General features: G+C 56.3%; 17 protein-coding genes. 2 read left to right on the top strand and 15 right to left on the bottom strand.

What is annotated here, in order from left to right:
• Nucleotide 1 precedes the first annotated feature (1 nt).
• From AAC076_RS13930 to AAC076_RS13920, 3 genes are read right to left on the bottom strand one after another with little or no spacing between them, the layout of a single operon-like run.
• A complete protein-coding gene (locus tag AAC076_RS13930) occupies nucleotides 2-517 on the bottom strand; it encodes a MotA/TolQ/ExbB proton channel family protein (protein WP_339846731.1) in 516 nt (171 codons plus the stop codon).
• Nucleotides 510-1853 carry a MotA/TolQ/ExbB proton channel family protein gene (locus tag AAC076_RS13925; protein ID WP_339846729.1) on the bottom strand — a complete coding sequence of 448 codons (1344 nt, stop codon included), beginning with the start codon at nucleotides 1851-1853 and terminating at the stop codon, nucleotides 510-512. Before AAC076_RS13925 ends, AAC076_RS13930 begins: the two co-directional genes overlap by 8 nt.
• The gene (locus tag AAC076_RS13920; protein ID WP_339846727.1) at nucleotides 1850-2611 is read right to left on the bottom strand and encodes a DUF3450 domain-containing protein; all 762 of its coding nucleotides are present in this window, start codon (nucleotides 2609-2611) and stop codon (nucleotides 1850-1852) included. Before AAC076_RS13920 ends, AAC076_RS13925 begins: the two co-directional genes overlap by 4 nt.
• Before the next feature lie 200 nt (nucleotides 2612-2811).
• On the opposite strand from AAC076_RS13920, the gene AAC076_RS13915 reads away from it, so the two are divergent.
• Nucleotides 2812-3477 (top strand): OmpW family outer membrane protein, encoded by a 666-nt coding sequence (locus AAC076_RS13915; RefSeq protein ID WP_339846725.1) that lies wholly within the window; start codon nucleotides 2812-2814, stop codon nucleotides 3475-3477.
• 43 nt (nucleotides 3478-3520) lie between these two features.
• Here AAC076_RS13915 and AAC076_RS13910 read toward each other — a convergent pair whose 3' ends face one another.
• The 4 genes from AAC076_RS13910 to AAC076_RS13895 form a co-directional block, all read right to left on the bottom strand.
• Nucleotides 3521-4426 (bottom strand): sugar nucleotide-binding protein, encoded by a 906-nt coding sequence (locus tag AAC076_RS13910; protein WP_339846723.1) that lies wholly within the window; start codon nucleotides 4424-4426, stop codon nucleotides 3521-3523.
• 53 nt (nucleotides 4427-4479) lie between these two features.
• A complete protein-coding gene (locus AAC076_RS13905) occupies nucleotides 4480-5157 on the bottom strand; it encodes a histidine phosphatase family protein (protein ID WP_339846721.1) in 678 nt (225 codons plus the stop codon).
• A 249-nt stretch (nucleotides 5158-5406) separates the two neighbouring features.
• Complete coding sequence (gene ssb, locus AAC076_RS13900; RefSeq protein ID WP_339846719.1) at nucleotides 5407-5904, bottom strand: single-stranded DNA-binding protein; 498 nt, start codon at nucleotides 5902-5904, stop codon at nucleotides 5407-5409.
• Between the two features lie 3 nt (nucleotides 5905-5907).
• Entirely contained in the window at nucleotides 5908-7329 is a 1422-nt protein-coding gene (locus AAC076_RS13895; protein WP_339846717.1) for an MFS transporter, read from the bottom strand.
• 212 nt (nucleotides 7330-7541) lie between these two features.
• Here AAC076_RS13895 and uvrA point away from each other — a divergent pair, with 212 nt between their 5' ends.
• Nucleotides 7542-10373, top strand: coding sequence for an excinuclease ABC subunit UvrA (gene uvrA, locus AAC076_RS13890; RefSeq protein WP_339846714.1), 2832 nt, complete (start codon nucleotides 7542-7544; stop codon nucleotides 10371-10373).
• 309 nt (nucleotides 10374-10682) lie between these two features.
• Here uvrA and rplQ read toward each other — a convergent pair whose 3' ends face one another.
• The 8 genes from rplQ to rplO form a co-directional block, all read right to left on the bottom strand.
• Nucleotides 10683-11066, bottom strand: a complete 384-nt coding sequence (rplQ, locus tag AAC076_RS13885) for a 50S ribosomal protein L17 (protein ID WP_339846711.1) — start codon at nucleotides 11064-11066, stop codon at nucleotides 10683-10685.
• A 26-nt stretch (nucleotides 11067-11092) separates the two neighbouring features.
• Nucleotides 11093-12094 carry a DNA-directed RNA polymerase subunit alpha gene (gene rpoA, locus AAC076_RS13880; RefSeq protein ID WP_150279298.1) on the bottom strand — a complete coding sequence of 334 codons (1002 nt, stop codon included), beginning with the start codon at nucleotides 12092-12094 and terminating at the stop codon, nucleotides 11093-11095.
• Between the two features lie 25 nt (nucleotides 12095-12119).
• Entirely contained in the window at nucleotides 12120-12740 is a 621-nt protein-coding gene (gene rpsD, locus AAC076_RS13875; RefSeq protein WP_339846707.1) for a 30S ribosomal protein S4, read from the bottom strand.
• Between the two features lie 13 nt (nucleotides 12741-12753).
• Entirely contained in the window at nucleotides 12754-13143 is a 390-nt protein-coding gene (gene rpsK / locus AAC076_RS13870) for a 30S ribosomal protein S11 (protein ID WP_022962893.1), read from the bottom strand.
• 20 nt (nucleotides 13144-13163) lie between these two features.
• On the bottom strand, nucleotides 13164-13520 hold the full coding sequence (rpsM, locus tag AAC076_RS13865) for a 30S ribosomal protein S13 (RefSeq protein ID WP_150279296.1): 357 nt from the start codon (nucleotides 13518-13520) through the stop codon (nucleotides 13164-13166).
• A 170-nt stretch (nucleotides 13521-13690) separates the two neighbouring features.
• On the bottom strand, nucleotides 13691-13807 hold the full coding sequence (gene rpmJ, locus AAC076_RS13860) for a 50S ribosomal protein L36 (RefSeq protein WP_150279295.1): 117 nt from the start codon (nucleotides 13805-13807) through the stop codon (nucleotides 13691-13693).
• A 24-nt stretch (nucleotides 13808-13831) separates the two neighbouring features.
• On the bottom strand, nucleotides 13832-15163 hold the full coding sequence (gene secY / locus AAC076_RS13855; RefSeq protein WP_339846704.1) for a preprotein translocase subunit SecY: 1332 nt from the start codon (nucleotides 15161-15163) through the stop codon (nucleotides 13832-13834).
• Nucleotides 15164-15598: a 50S ribosomal protein L15 gene (gene rplO / locus AAC076_RS13850; RefSeq protein WP_339846701.1), complete on the bottom strand. Its 435-nt coding sequence runs from the start codon at nucleotides 15596-15598 to the stop codon at nucleotides 15164-15166.
• Nucleotides 15599-15643 lie beyond the last annotated feature (45 nt).

Raw genomic sequence — 15643 nt, 5'->3', positions numbered from 1 at the left:
CCTATTCAAATCGCAGGCGATCGTTGAGTCGCTGCAACGCCCGGCGCGCCTGTTGATCAAGCCTCGCCAGACAAAATAATCCGCTGATGGCGATCACCATCCCGGCCATGGTTGGCACCGTTGCCCGGGAGACTCCGGCGGCCATTGCGCGCGGGTTCCCGTTACCACTCAATGCCATTACATCGAACACCTGAACCATGCCGCTGACAGTGCCCAGCAAGCCCAGTAGCGGACACAGCGCAATCAACACCCGCACCATGGGTATATACCGTTGCAGCCGAATCTGCGCTCGGGACAACCAGGCCGCCCTAATATGTCGCGCCGCTGCACTGCTGCGATCCGCCCGAGCCAACCAGTCCTGCTGCAGATGTCTGGCCTCCCCGGGGAATACCCGGCCAAGGAACCACAACCGCTCAAGCATCAACGTCCAGAGCACGATAGTGACGCCCAGAATGCTCCAGAGCACCCAGCCTCCACTATCCAGAAAATCCCGGAGCTGCCAGAGCCCTTCAGGCATTCTCTTTCTCCTCGCCGCCCAGATGCAGCGCGATCAGGCCAGCACTTTGCTGCTCCAACAACTGGATCAGGGCCTTGCTGCGTGCGGCTACCAGGCCGTGCATGAACAACAACGGGATGGCTACCACCAGGCCGAGCACGGTCGTGACCAGCGCCTGGGAAATACCGCCTGCCATCAACTTGGGATCCCCGGTACCAAACAGGGTAATCGCCTGGAAGGTCGCGATCATGCCGGTAACAGTGCCCAGCAGACCCAGCAGCGGCGCTACGGCGGCGAGCAGTTTGATCAAGCCTTGCCAACGTTCCAGCGCTGGTGTTTCCTTCAGAATCGCCTCGTCGAGTTTCAACTCCAGGGTATCCAGCAGCTCGAGACGCGGATGACTGCCGATGACACCGAGCACCCTGCCAAGCGGATTGTCTTGCTTCAGGTTGTCGAGGTCGCTGATCTGACGGTCGACCCGAAAGCCAGTGCGCTGCAGCCAGGCGAGACGCCACAGGGCAAGTAGAAGACCCAGCAAACCGAGCGCGAGAATGACATAGCCAACCACTCCGCCTTGATGAACACGCTCGAGCAGCGATGGTGTCTGCTGGAGCTGCAGCAGCACATTACCCCGGGTAGGGTCGATATTCAGATCAGCCAGATCCTGTCTCGGCTGAGTAAAATCGGCTACCAGCCTGCGACCTTCGGGCTGACGTCCGGCAACCAGCAGCCGTTCGGCATCGGGCTGATACAGCAGGTAATTCTTACCCTGCAAGGCGGTAAACGGACCTACCCTTACTACCGGCAGTTCACGCTGCTGACCATCCTCACCGACCACCGGAGCAATAAAACGACTCACCTTGCCGCTGGCCGTCATATCCTCCTGCAACATGAACCAGAAAGCCTCGAGTTTTTCCACGGTGGGAATACGGCGACTCTCGGCCAACTGCTCAAGCATGGCGGTACGTTGCGGAAACTGCATATTGAGCAGAGAATCCTGCCACTGGCTGCGTGTGTCACCCGCAGCCTGGCGAACCACACCAAACAACTCGCCTAGATTGCCGCTACGTTGCGTCAACGTGGCTGCGCCTTCTTCAAGGGCAGCTTCCTGACGGCCAAATTCGGCTTCCAGTCGATCTGACTCTGCCTTGATCTCTGCCAGGGCCTGCTCCGCCTCGCGCAAGCGGTCCTGCTGCTGGTCACGCTCGGCAATGAAACGCCTTTCACGCTCACGCATGGCGGCCTGCTCGTTGCTGCGTACTTGCTGTATATCGCGCAACAGCGCATCCAGATCTGCCGGCTGGGCAAGTACCGCGGGAGGCAGCAGCAGGGTTATCAGCATCAGATAGCGTTTCATAGGTCGCCCTCCTGCTCAGTGACCGGTGGCAGGGGCAGGCGCAACATGACCGGGGTTTGTTGTTGACGGGCGATACTCAAACCCTGCTCGAGCGTTCGACGGTACCCTTCCGGCAGCGGCTTCCAGGCACTCGCCTCGGAATCCCAATAGCCCTGCTCGCGGCCGTCGAGACTTTGATAAAAAAGCATGACCCGTCCCAGGCGCAGGAAGTTGACAACCCTGACCTGCTCGGCCTCCCCAAGAGTGCCTCTCCAGGTCTCCAGGGTGCGCCCATAATCACTTTCAATCTGATACGCCTCAATCAACCGGCGGTACTTTTCAGCCACACTGACATCGGCGCTTTTGAGCAGCTCGTCCAGAAGCGCCAGACGATCTGCGCGCTCCTCGGGTAAAAACGGTAAATCCAGGGCAACGAAACGCTGCAGAGACTCATACATGCGCTGCATCAGCGGCAAGAGCTCACGCTGCGTATCCTCGATACTGGCCAATTGGGCCTCAAGCGCCTTTAGTTCATCGCTCTGGGCGCCAACCATATCGGCCAGGCGAGCGTTGTAGTCAATCAGTTGCTCGCGCTGTTCAATGGCCTGTAGATAGCGCTCCAGCGCCTGCCGAGTAGCGTCATCAAGCTCATCAATGCGTTGCTGCGAATCCCGCGCCTCTCGCACCAAGGCCTGGCTCTGCTCTAAAGCCTGATCCGTCGTGCCTTGCCCCATTGCTAACAGTGGCAGGACCAGAAGTACCCATAAAACCGCTCTCATCCAGACTCTCCGGAAGTGTTTTGCCCTTCACAGGACCGTTAAAAGAGAAGCATTATCATTTGAAAGGACCGATTGTTCAAGGCCCGCCCCACAACCTTGAACGAATAAGAGGCAGACCGTATGAATTTTGCTCCAGATCAATATCCGCCTGTCTGACAACGAATACAGTCTCGCCATACCACACGCAAGGGAGATTCATCATGTCACGCTTCACTATTCAACTGGCCGCCGGCCTTCTGCTCGTCCCCGCTCTGCTGGCTGCTTCCGTTGCCCAGGCTCACGAGGCCGGCGACATCATCGTACGCGTTGGCGCTGCTGTTGTTGATCCGCAGGAAAGCAGCGGAGACGTATATGTCGGTGGGGCCAACACTGGCCTGGAAGTGGGCGTTGACAGCAACACCCAGCTCGGCATCACCGGCACCTACATGCTGACCGACAATATTGGTGTGGGCCTGCTCGCGGCTACGCCGTTCAGCCACGATATCGAACTCAAGGGCGTCGGCCGTTTTGCCAGCATCAAGCATCTGCCACCGACTGTGACGCTGCAATACTTCCCGATGGCCAAGAATTCCGCGTGGCAGCCCTACGTTGGCGCAGGCTTGAACTACACCATGTTCTTCAGTGAAGACCTGTCCAGCGGTGCCGAGGGTGCGGGCTTCTCCAGCCTGGATCTGGACAACTCCTGGGGTTACGCGCTGGAAGCGGGCATGGATTACAAATTGACCGAACAGATTTATCTGAATGCGGCCGTCTGGTACGCGGATATTGATACCACCGCCAGCTTCCGTACCGCAGGCACGCCAAGCAAGGTAGATGTGGAAATTGATCCGATGGTCTACATGGCGAGCATTGGCTACAAGTTCTGATCTGACAGAGCGAACTAAAAAACGGCCGCAATGCGGCCGTTTTTTATTTCAGGGGCTCGATGTTTTCCAGTAGCAGTCCTAACTGGGCGCGCCAGGGCCGTGGCTTGACGCCAAATGTCATCAGGATCCGACGGCTGGTCAGGACTGCATTCTGTGGCTCCCAGCCCACTTCCGTCTGTTTGTCGAAGGGAATGGACCGGATAACCGGATCATGGTCCAGTTTGTTGCTGGCCATCAGCTCCTGGGCAAGACTTTTGGCAAAGCTGATCCAGCTGGATGGCTCGGTACTACCATAATGGTAGACACCGTACAGTGGCGCCTCGCAGTCGAGCTGCTTGAGCACCGCCAGCAAGACACGGGCAGCATCCTCCACGGGCGTGGGATTACCGCGCCACTCCTCAGCCAGCAGAACCGGCTGAGGCCCATGCAATTGCTCAAGCAGCTTCGCGAGCTGACCCTCAGCGGAACCATCAAGCAACCAGCTGAAGCGCAACACCGCGTAGCGGGGGCACTGCGTAGCAATCAGCTTTTCCAGTTCGCTCTGCACCAGACCCAGACCGTCTCCGGGCAAGCGCTCGTCTTTCTCTGTATAGGGGGCGGGCTTGAGCCCATCAAATACACGGGCGCTCGAGGGCTGAACCAGCAACCGCTTATCTTTGGCGCACAACTCCACCAGGACGCGAGTGAATTCATCCAGGGCAGTCAATTGCTGCGGATCAACAATACCTAGCTGAAATTGCTCATGAAAGTACGCCAGATTGATAACCGCATCCGCCTGATATTGATTCAGCCAGTCCGCCAGTTGCTTGGCCTGCCAGCCCGACCGGGGCCGGTCCACCGCCTGGACATCAATGCCCTCTTGCCCGGCCAGATGCACCAGCGCCCGGCCCAGCGACGAGTCTCCTTCCAGCAGCAATATGCGCATCCGCATGCTTTTACCCTGTTTCATATTGGTCTCTGACGCCCCAGGGCACTAAAGCGTACCCAAACGAGCAGGACGTTTCAGGCGTAGGTGATCAGCGGCTGATGCGCTGGATCATCCAGATGAGGGACGCCGTTGAAACTGCTCAGGCGCATATTGCGCTGATTGAAAACGCAGTGAATCAGCGCAGTGTTACGAGTCTGCAAATTGAGCTCGATCATCGTCTCGCTCGGCGCTCTCAACAACTGACTAACCAGCATCGCAATGGCACCACCCGAGCTGACGGCAAGTACTTGCTTGCCAACACATCGAGCCATGATATCCATCTTGACCCGCTGAACCCGCTCTGCAAAGTCTGCCCAGCTTTCTGGCAGCTCACCCTCAAGCTCGGAACGCGACCAAAGCAAGATGCCTTGCCTCAGACGCTTGAAGAAGTCAGCTACCGCGGGCTTTTCAGGCAAGGCCTGATCGGGAAACTGCGCAATGTAAGCCGCGAGGATCGCATGAAAGTCAAATTCATTGAGCTCCCTGAAGACCTCAAAGCAAGACTCATCAAGTCCCAGCGGCTGCGCAATACCCTGAGCGGTTTCCCGGTGCCGGACCATGTCGCCAATTAACACATGATCAAAGCGCATGCCCCGTTGCTGGAAATACTCCCCCAGCAATCTGGCCTGTTGATGCCCTTTATCCGAGAGCTGGTCGTAGTTACTGGAGCCGAAGGAAGCCTGGCCATGGCGAACAAAATAGATTTCGGACATCTTCAATCTTCAAATAGTGCCTTCTAGCCGCGTTCAGCAAAATGGGAACATTTTGTCCGGTTTGCGAGCCGCAGCCAAAGGCGATAGGTATAGGCTCCAAAAGCGCTTCGCGCCAGTGGCAGTCTGCAAACGAGGTACGTTAGCACAGTGCACCTGCCAAAGAGCAATATCCAACGTGGCCTGGAAACGCAAAAAGCCCCGCAAGCGGGGCTTTTCAGAAATCATCTCATCACATGCCAGAGATAACCTCTAGAACGGAATGTCGTCATCAAAGCTGTCGTAATCCGGCGCAGGCTGCTGCGGAGCAGATTGCTGGGGCGCCTGTTGAGCTGGGCGCTGGTTTGACTGCTGGGCTGGACGCTGTTGCTGCGGCCGGGGTGCCATCCCTTGCTCGCCACCCTGGGGCTTGCCATCAAGCAACTGCATCTGGCCGCCGATATCGACGACGATTTCGGTGGTGTAGCGTTTTACGCCATCCTTTTCCCACTCCCGGGTCTGCAGCCGGCCCTCGATATACATCTTCGAGCCCTTGCGCACGTATTCACCCACTACCTCGGCAATGCGGCCGAAAAACACTATGCGGTGCCATTCGGTACGTTCCTGCTGCTGGCCGGTCTGCTTATCCTTCCAACTGTCACTGGTCGCGAGAGTGATATTGGCAACCGCGTTGCCGTTGGGCAGATAACGCACTTCGGGATCTCCCCCGACGTTACCAATCAGAATTACCTTGTTGACGCCTCTGGCCATCTTTCAATCTCCTGTGTGCGGCGTGATGCTGGCTGGCAATACCAGGTCCGGGCTGCAAGCGGTGGCTACCGCATTTTCGAGCTCTTGACGATCCAGCACCTGCGTATCGACTTTGATATAAGCGGCTGCTTCTTCAGCCACGATGACCGCCTCCGTAACACCCGGTATGGCAAGAATGCGCCGGAGCAACGCCTCATCCCGTACAAGCTCTTGGGGCAACGGCAGACGAAAACTGGACACGTAAGCTGGTTGACGCATCTTAACACCAATCAGCAACCAGGACAGTCCGAGGGCTGCGCAGCAAGCAAATACTCCGCCTAGTCCGTAGGCGCCAAACACGGCGCCGCCCAGCACGCCGCCGAGCGCCGCGCCGAGGAACTGGCTGGTGGAATAGATCCCCATCGCAGTTCCCTTGCCGCCCGCCGGCGCTATCTTGCTGAGCAGCGAAGGCAATGTGGCTTCCAGAAGATTGAAGCCGATAAAGAATAGAACTATGCCAGATACCAGCCAGGGTAATGAATCGGCACTAAGCCAGAGCATTGGCTGAACCAGCACAAGCAAGGTAATAGCACCGAGCACTACCGCTTTGACCTGTCGCTTGCGCTCGGCAAAAATGATGAAAGGCACCATCGCGAAAAAGGATATCAGCAGCGCACAAAAATATACCCACCAATGATCGTCCCGGGGGAGTCCAGCGCGCTCTTGCAACGCCAGAGGGATTGCCACAAAACTCGCCATCAGAATCGCGTGCAACATGGCGATACCGTAGTTCAGCCGCAGCAGTTCCGGATTCCGCAGGCTGGGCCAGAAACTGTCGGCAATCACACCCGCATCCCTATGCTTCTCGGCGCGGGCGACCGGCGGCACCACCCAGATCACCAACACGATACCAATTGCGGCCAGGACCACCGTCGTATAAAAGACGCCTTCCAGCCCGGCCCGCGCGGCTATAACCGGGCCTGCCACCATGGCCAGAGCAAAGGATACGCCGATGCTCATACCGATCATTGCCATTGCCTTGGTGCGATGCTGCTCTCGGGTCAGGTCCGCCACCATAGCCATGACGGCAGCAGCAATGGCACCCGCACCCTGCACGATGCGGCCGATAATCACCCCCTGCATAGTGTCCGCCTGGGCGGCGACCAGTCCGCCAAGGGCAAACAGAATCAAGCCCCCGACAATCACCGGCTTGCGACCAATGCGATCAGATAGCATCCCGAATGGAATTTGCAGAAACGCTTGGGTCAGGCCATAGGCGCCGATCGCGATACCAATCAGCAAAGGCGTTGCCCCCGGGAGGCTACCACCGTAGGTAGCCAATACAGGCAAGACCATGAACAGTCCGAGCATCCGAAACGCAAAAACGGCTGCCAGCGAAGTCGCGGCCCGTTGCTCGCTGGATGACATGCGATCGGGGTGGTGCATTGATATTCCTGTTATATGAAGCGGTTAAAACGAAAGGGGCGGATTCTACCATGCTTACCCCTTGGCGGCAGTGTGACGGTCACCTACGGAAATAGACATGTGAAGTTGCAAAACCATTCAATCCCATAGGCTATCTTGGGTCCCGGTTTTTGCCGCTCAGAGCCCTGAGCACGTATACTGTTCGGCTTTGCTGGTCGCTGGGGAAATGTACTGTGGATACCATCCTGATTCGTGGGGCACGCACCCACAACCTGAAGAACATTGACCTTGATCTGCCGCGTGACAAGTTGATCGTCATCACCGGGCTGTCGGGCTCGGGCAAATCTTCACTCGCTTTCGACACATTGTATGCCGAAGGCCAGAGGCGTTACGTCGAATCCTTGTCGGCTTATGCCCGTCAGTTTCTTTCGATGATGGAAAAACCCGATGTCGATCACATCGAGGGGCTTTCGCCGGCAATTTCAATCGAGCAGAAATCGACCTCCCACAACCCCCGTTCAACCGTGGGCACCATTACCGAGATATACGATTACCTGCGTCTGCTGTTTGCCCGTGTCGGTGAGCCTCGCTGCCCGGACCATGATCTGCCACTGGCGGCACAGACTGTCAGCCAGATGGTCGACCAGGTTCTGGCCATGCCCGAAGGCAACAAATTGATGCTGCTTGCACCGGTCATGCGTGAACGCAAGGGCGAACACCTGGCTCTCCTCGACGAGCTCCGTGCCCAGGGATTTGTCCGCGCCCGTATCAATGGACGGGTACACGATCTCGACGAAGCTCCAGCACTGGAAAAAAACCGCAAACACACCATCGAGGTGGTCGTTGATCGCTTCAAGGTGCGTGGCGATCTGCAGCTGCGTCTGGCCGAATCCTTCGAGACCTGCCTGAACCTGGCTGATGGAATTGCCATCATCGCGCCGATGGACAGTGAAGAAGGACAGGAAATCACCTTTAGCGCTCGCTTTGCCTGCCCCAAGTGCGGTCATTCCATCAGCGAGCTGGAACCGCGCCTGTTTTCCTTCAACAACCCCGCCGGCGCCTGCCCCACCTGCGACGGCCTGGGTGTTAAACAGTTCTTTGATGCCAAACGTCTGGTCAACAGCGAGCTGACATTGGCTGAAGGTGCGATCCGCGGCTGGGACAGGCGAAACGTCTACTACTTCCAGATGCTGAGCTCGCTGGCAGATCATTATGGTATCTCTCTCGACGAACCCTTCGCCGATCTGGCAGAAAAACACCAGAAGCTGGTACTGCATGGCACGGGTACCGAAAAGGTTTCGTTCCGCTACCTGAACGACCGTGGTGACATCGTAAAACGCGAACACCCCTTCGAAGGTATCGTGCCGAACCTTGAGCGCCGTTATCGTGAGACCGAGTCGCAGAGCGTTCGCGAAGAACTGGCCAAATACCTCAGCACCCAGCCCTGCCCTGCTTGCCATGGTGCGCGCCTGCGCCGTGAGGCCCGCCATGTATTCATTGATGGCCGCAACCTGCCAGGCGTAACAACGCTACCGGTTGGTGAAGCAGCTGAATACTTCGGTCAGCTTTCGCTGGACGGTAGCCGTGGCGAAATTGCCGAGAAGATCCTCAAGGAAATTCGCGCGCGCCTCATGTTCCTGGTCAACGTTGGGCTGGATTATCTGTCACTGGATCGCAGTGCCGACACTCTCTCCGGTGGCGAGGCCCAGCGAATTCGGTTGGCTAGTCAAATCGGCGCGGGCCTGGTAGGTGTGATGTATATCCTTGACGAACCATCCATCGGGCTGCACCAACGTGACAACGAACGTCTTCTTTCTACCCTGGTGCATCTGCGTGATATCGGCAATACCGTAATCGTTGTCGAGCATGACGAAGACGCCATCCGTCAGTCAGATTACGTAGTCGATATAGGTCCGGGCGCCGGCGTGCACGGTGGCCAGATCGTAGCCCAGGGCACGCCTCAGGAGGTCATGGATAACCCTAATTCCCTGACCGGACAATATCTGTCTGGCAAGGTGAAGATACCGGTACCGACCAAACGACATAAGCCAAAGAAAGATGGATGGTTGCAACTCAAGGGCGCCAAAGGCAATAACCTGCAGAACGTCACCCTCGAGATCCCGACCGGACTTATGACCTGCGTTACTGGCGTATCCGGCTCAGGCAAGTCGACCTTGATCAACAATACCCTGCATCCGATCACTGCTACAGAGCTCAATGGCGCAACAACCCTGGAAGCGGCTCCCTACGACAGCTTTCATGGCATGCACCACCTGGATAAGGTAGTAGATATTGATCAGAGCCCGATCGGTCGGACGCCGCGCTCCAACCCAGCTACCTACACCGGTCTTTTCACACCGATTCGCGAACTCTTCGCTGGCACGCAGGAAGCCCGCTCTCGTGGTTACAAGGCCGGCCGATTCTCATTCAACGTAAAGGGTGGGCGTTGCGAGGCTTGTCAGGGTGATGGTCTTATCAAGGTAGAGATGCACTTTCTGCCGGATATCTATGTGCCCTGCGACGTGTGCAAGAGCAAGCGTTACAACCGCGAGACGCTGGAGATCAAGTACAAGGGCAAGAACATCCATGAAGTACTGGAGTTCACCATCGAGGAAGCTCGGGAGTTCTTCGAAGCCGTACCTGCCCTTGCACGCAAGCTGCAAACGCTAATCGATGTGGGTCTGTCCTACATCCGTCTTGGTCAATCGGCCACCACACTTTCAGGCGGTGAAGCCCAGCGGGTCAAACTCGCCCGCGAGCTGTCCAAGCGCGATACCGGCAAGACGTTGTATATCCTGGACGAGCCCACTACCGGTCTGCACTTCGCCGACATTCAGCAATTGCTGGATGTACTGCACCGCCTGCGCGATCACGGCAATACGCTGGTGGTTATTGAGCACAACCTCGATGTGATCAAGACGGCGGACTGGATTGTCGACCTGGGGCCGGAAGGCGGCTCACGTGGAGGTAAGATCATTGCCACAGGTACACCGGAAGAAGTCGCTGCAATGGCGCACTCGCATACCGGTAGCTTCCTCGGGCCACTCCTGAAGCGGGATAGCTGAACCTAGGAGAACCGCTCAAGTTGCGGCTTGCGCAGAACTGGACTGCGCAGGGGCGGCCAGCCCTTTCCATGACCGTCGGAGCACAGGCGACCGCCATGGATGGCGGAAGAGCAGAAAATGCAGGAGCAATTTTCTGTCAGTGTGACGACGAGCCCCAGGGATGGCTTGTAGCGTGTCATGCGCAGCGCCCTCGTGCTCAGCCCACACACAGAAATGCCGTCATCCACTACAGCATCAAAACTTTAACAGCTCGAATCACAGACACAAAAAAACCGGACACAAGGTCCGGTTTTTTCTAGCGCATAGCTATCACTCTTCGCTGGCAGCAGCCAGGTCAGGGCGATCGACGAGCTCGACATAAGCCATGGGCGCAGAATCACCAGCGCGGAAACCGCACTTGAGAATACGCACATAACCGCCGGGACGTTCGGCATAACGCTTGCCCAGTTCATTGAACAGCTTGCCAACAGCTTCTTTGCTGCGGGTGCGGTCAAATGCCAGACGGCGATTGGCGACGGTATCTTCCTTCGCCAAGGTGATCAAGGGCTCGGCAACACGGCGCAATTCTTTGGCCTTGGGCAGAGTGGTTTTGATCAGTTCGTTTTCGAACAGCGACACCGCCATGTTCTGGAACATGGCATTACGGTGCGAGCTGGTCCGACTCAGGTGACGACCACTTTTACGATGACGCATCTCTCAATTCCTCGGTGTCAGGACGATCAGGCCGAAACCTTGTCGTCCTTCTTCAAGCTTGCAGGCGGCCAGTTGTCCAGACGCATACCCAATGACAGACCACGTGAAGCCAGAACGTCCTTGATCTCGGTCAAAGACTTCTTACCCAGGTTAGGGGTCTTCAGCAGTTCTACTTCGGTACGCTGGATCAGATCGCCAATATAGTAGATGTTTTCGGCTTTCAGACAGTTGGCTGAACGTACAGTCAGCTCAAGGTCATCAACCGGACGCAGCAGAATCGGATCAATCTCGTCTTCCTGCTGCTCAACAACGGGCTCGTTCTCACCTTTCAGATCAACGAAGGCGGCCAGCTGCTGTTGCAGGATGGTCGCAGCACGGCGGATAGCTTCTTCAGCATCCAGCGTACCGTTGGTTTCCAGGTCAATAACCAGCTTGTCCAGGTTGGTGCGCTGCTCGACACGGGCGCTCTCTACAACGTATGCCACGCGGCGAACCGGTGTATAAGTCGCATCAAGCTGCAGCCGGCCGATTGAGCGGCTTTCATCATCGTCAGTCTGACGTGCGTCAGCTGGCTCGTAACCACGGCCACGGGCCACGGTCAGTTTAAGATTCAGCGAACCATTGTCGGACAAGGTAGCAATCAGGTGGTCAGGATTGATGATTTCGACATCGTGATCCAGCTGAATGTCAGCTGCAGTCACCTGGCCCGGTCCTTTCTTGGACAGGGTCAGGGTCACATGATCACGGCCGTGCATCTTGACCGCCAAACCTTTCAGGTTCAGCAGAATCTCGATGACATCTTCCTGAACGCCTTCGATGGCGCTGTACTCATGCAAAACGCCGTCGATTTCCGCCTCTACCACAGCACAACCGGGCATGGAGGAGAGCAGAATACGACGAAGCGCATTGCCCAGGGTATGGCCGAAACCACGCTCAAGCGGCTCAAGAGTAATCTTGGCGCGCGTGGGCGAGGTTTCCTGTACGTCAATATGACGTGGTGTTAGAAACTCGGTAACCGAACTCTGCATGGGGGCACCTTTTGCTGTCTGACGCTTACTTGGAGTAAAGCTCGACGATCAAGTTCTCGTTGATGTCGGCGTACAGATCACTCCGTGAGGGCAGGCTTTTAAAGACACCTTCCTTCTTCGCTGCATCTACTTCCAACCACTCGGATTGGCCGCGTTGCGCTGCGAGCTCAAGAGAACCGCCGATACGCAACTGGTTCTTGGCCTTCTCGCGAACAGCAACTACGTCGCCTGGGGAAACCAGGAACGAAGCGATGTTTACGGTTTTGCCATTGACGCTGATTGCCTTGTGGGAAACCAGCTGACGCGATTCAGCGCGAGTTGAACCGAAACCCATACGATATACGACGTTATCCAGGCGACGCTCAAGCAGTTGCAGCAGGTTATCACCGGTCGGGCCTTTAAGACGGGCCGCTTCCTTGTAATAGTTGCTGAATTGACGCTCGAGGATGCCGTAGATACGACGAACTTTCTGTTTCTCGCGAAGCTGGGTGCCGTACTCGGAGAGACGACCACGACGCTGACCATGCACACCTGGAGGGCTATCCAGTTTGCACTTTGATTCGATAGCACGGGCGCCGCTCTTCAAGAACAGGTCAGTGCCTTCGCGACGAGACAGCTTACACTTGGGACCAATATATCTAGCCATTTCCGTCTCCTGGTTACACGCGGCGCTTTTTAGGCGGGCGACAGCCGTTATGTGGGATGGGGGTGACGTCGGTGATGCCGCTGATCTTGTAGCCACAAGAGTTCAGAGCACGAACAGCCGACTCACGACCCGGGCCTGGGCCCTTCACGTTAACGTCTAGGTTTTTCAGACCGTATTCCAAAGCAGCCTGACCAGCACGCTCCGCTGCAACCTGGGCAGCAAAGGGGGTGCTTTTACGCGAACCACGGAAACCGGAACCACCAGAAGTCGCCCAGCTCAGAGCGTTGCCCTGACGGTCGGTAATGGTAATGATGGTGTTGTTGAAAGACGCGTGGATGTGGGCAATCCCATCGACCACCGTCTTTTTGACTTTCTTACGTACACGAGCAGCAGGCTTAGCCATATCTGTATATTCCTTCGCGTTTACTTACGGATCGGCTTGCGCGGACCCTTACGGGTACGGGCGTTAGTCTTGGTACGCTGACCGCGGACTGGAAGGCCCTTACGGTGACGCAGACCACGATAACAACCGAGATCCATGAGACGCTTGACGTTCATGTTGATCGCACGACGCAGGTCACCTTCAGTGTTGTTCTTGCCCACCTCGGTGCGCAGCAGATCAACCTGCTCCTCGCTTAGATCCTTGATTTTTGCACTGGGCGCAATGCCAGTGGCCGCACAGATTTTCTGTGCCTTGGTTTGACCGATACCAAAGATATAGGTCAATGAGATAACAGTATGTTTGTTATCCGGGATGTTGACGCCTGCAATACGGGCCATCCAAATTTACTCCGTCTGACAGCTACTCTGACTCAACCCAAACAACAAAGGTTGTGTGAAAAAGGGTGCAGTAGGGTAGCGCTAACATAAATAAAAATCAACCACCCGACCAGTTATCTGGCCGAGTGGCGGTTATCCTGAGACGTAGTCGACAAACAGATAGGGAAAAATTAACCCTGGCGCTGCTTGTGACGGGGCTCAGCTGCACAAATCACACGAACGCTACCATTGCGACGAATGATCTTGCAGTTACGGCAAAGCTTCTTGACCGATGCTCCAACTTTCATAACTGACTCCTAGAACCTGGCATCTCAGCGCAGCATACCGCTGCCACCATAGCCTTTCAGGTTGGATTTCTTCATAAGAGACTCGTACTGCTGAGAAACGAGGTGCGATTGTACTTGGGACATGAAGTCCATAACAACCACAACAACGATCAACAGCGAAGTCCCACCCAGATAGAAGGGCACATTGGCCGATACCACCAGGAACTGCGGCAACAGACAAACTGCTGCCATATACATGGCACCAAACATGGTCAGCCGGGTCAGTACGCCATCAATGTAGCGTGCCGACTGCTCACCGGGTCGAATACCAGGAATAAAGGCACCTGACTTCTTGAGGTTCTCTGCCACGTCCTTGGGGTTGAACATCAAAGCTGTATAGAAGAAGCAGAAGAAAACGATCCCTGCTGTAAACAGTATGATATTCAGCGGCTGGCCCGGAGCAAGCGACTGGGAGATGCTTTGCAGCCAACCCATGCCTTCACCCTGACCAAACCACGTACCCAATGACGCCGGGAACAACAGGATACTACTGGCGAAAATCGCCGGGATCACACCTGCCATATTCACTTTCAGCGGCAAGTGACTGGTCTGCGCAGCAAACACCTTGCGACCTTGCTGACGCTTGGCGTAATTGACGGTAATCCGCCGCTGTCCACGCTCAACAAAGACCACGAATGCCACCAGACCGATTGCCAGTAATGCGATAGCAATCAAGGCGAAGATGTTGATGTCGCCCTGCCTTGCAGCTTCGAAGGACTGCCCGATTGCACTTGGCAAACCAGCAACAATACCCGCGAAGATCAGCATCGAAATACCGTTGCCGATACCCCGTTCAGTGATCTGCTCGCCAAGCCACATCATGAACATCGCACCGGCAACAAAGGTGGTGACCGCTATGAAATAGAAGCCAAAACCAATATCGAATGCCACACCCTGACTGGCCAGGCCAACAGACATACCGACCGCCTGTACTAACGCCAAAATCAGCGTCAGATACCGCGTGTACTGGGCAATCTTGCGCCTTCCCGACTCACCTTCTTTCTTCAACTGCTCAAGGGTGGGGTTCACAGCCGTCATCAACTGCATGATGATCGATGCAGAGATGTACGGCATGATGCCCAGGGCGAAGATACTCATCCGCTCCAATGCACCACCCGAGAACATGTTGAACAGGCTAAGAACCGTCCCCTCATTTTGTCTGAACAGCTCGGCCAGACGATCAGGGTCGATACCCGGTACCGGGATATGCGCCCCGATGCGGTAGACAATGATCGCCAGGAACAGAAAACGCAGACGCGTCCAAAGTTCGGTCAGGCCGCCTTGTTTGATTCCTGAGAGAGCGCCTTGCTTAGCCATTTATTCCTCGAACTTGCCGCCAGCTGCTTCGATTGCTGCACGCGCACCTTTGGTGGCCATCAGCCCTTTGACGTTGACCGCTTTGGTCACGTCACCGGAGAGGACGATCTTGGCACGTACAAACTTGTTGCCAATGATATTGGCATCCTTGAGCGCCTGAAGGTCAATTACGTCGGCGTCCAGCTTGTTCAGCTCGCTGGTACGGATCTCCGCAGTGACCATGGCAATCTTGGAGGTGAAGCCGAACTTTGGCAGACGACGGTGCAAAGGCTGCTGACCACCCTCGAAACCGGGGGCAACGGTGCCACCGGAACGCGAGCTCAGACCTTTGTGACCACGGCCGGCTGTCTTGCCCAGACCACTACCAATACCGCGGCCGACGCGCAGCTTTTCACGGCGTGCACCCGGCGCGGAACTCAGATCATTCAGTTTCATGTCTTAACCCTCTACCCGAACCATGTAGGAGACCTTGTTGATCAT

The sequence above is a fragment of the uncultured Halopseudomonas sp. genome (assembly GCF_963977355.1).
Classification (GTDB): domain Bacteria; phylum Pseudomonadota; class Gammaproteobacteria; order Pseudomonadales; family Pseudomonadaceae; genus Halopseudomonas.
Note: the sequence above shows the minus strand (reverse complement) of the source record. Positions and strands in the feature narration are given on the sequence as shown.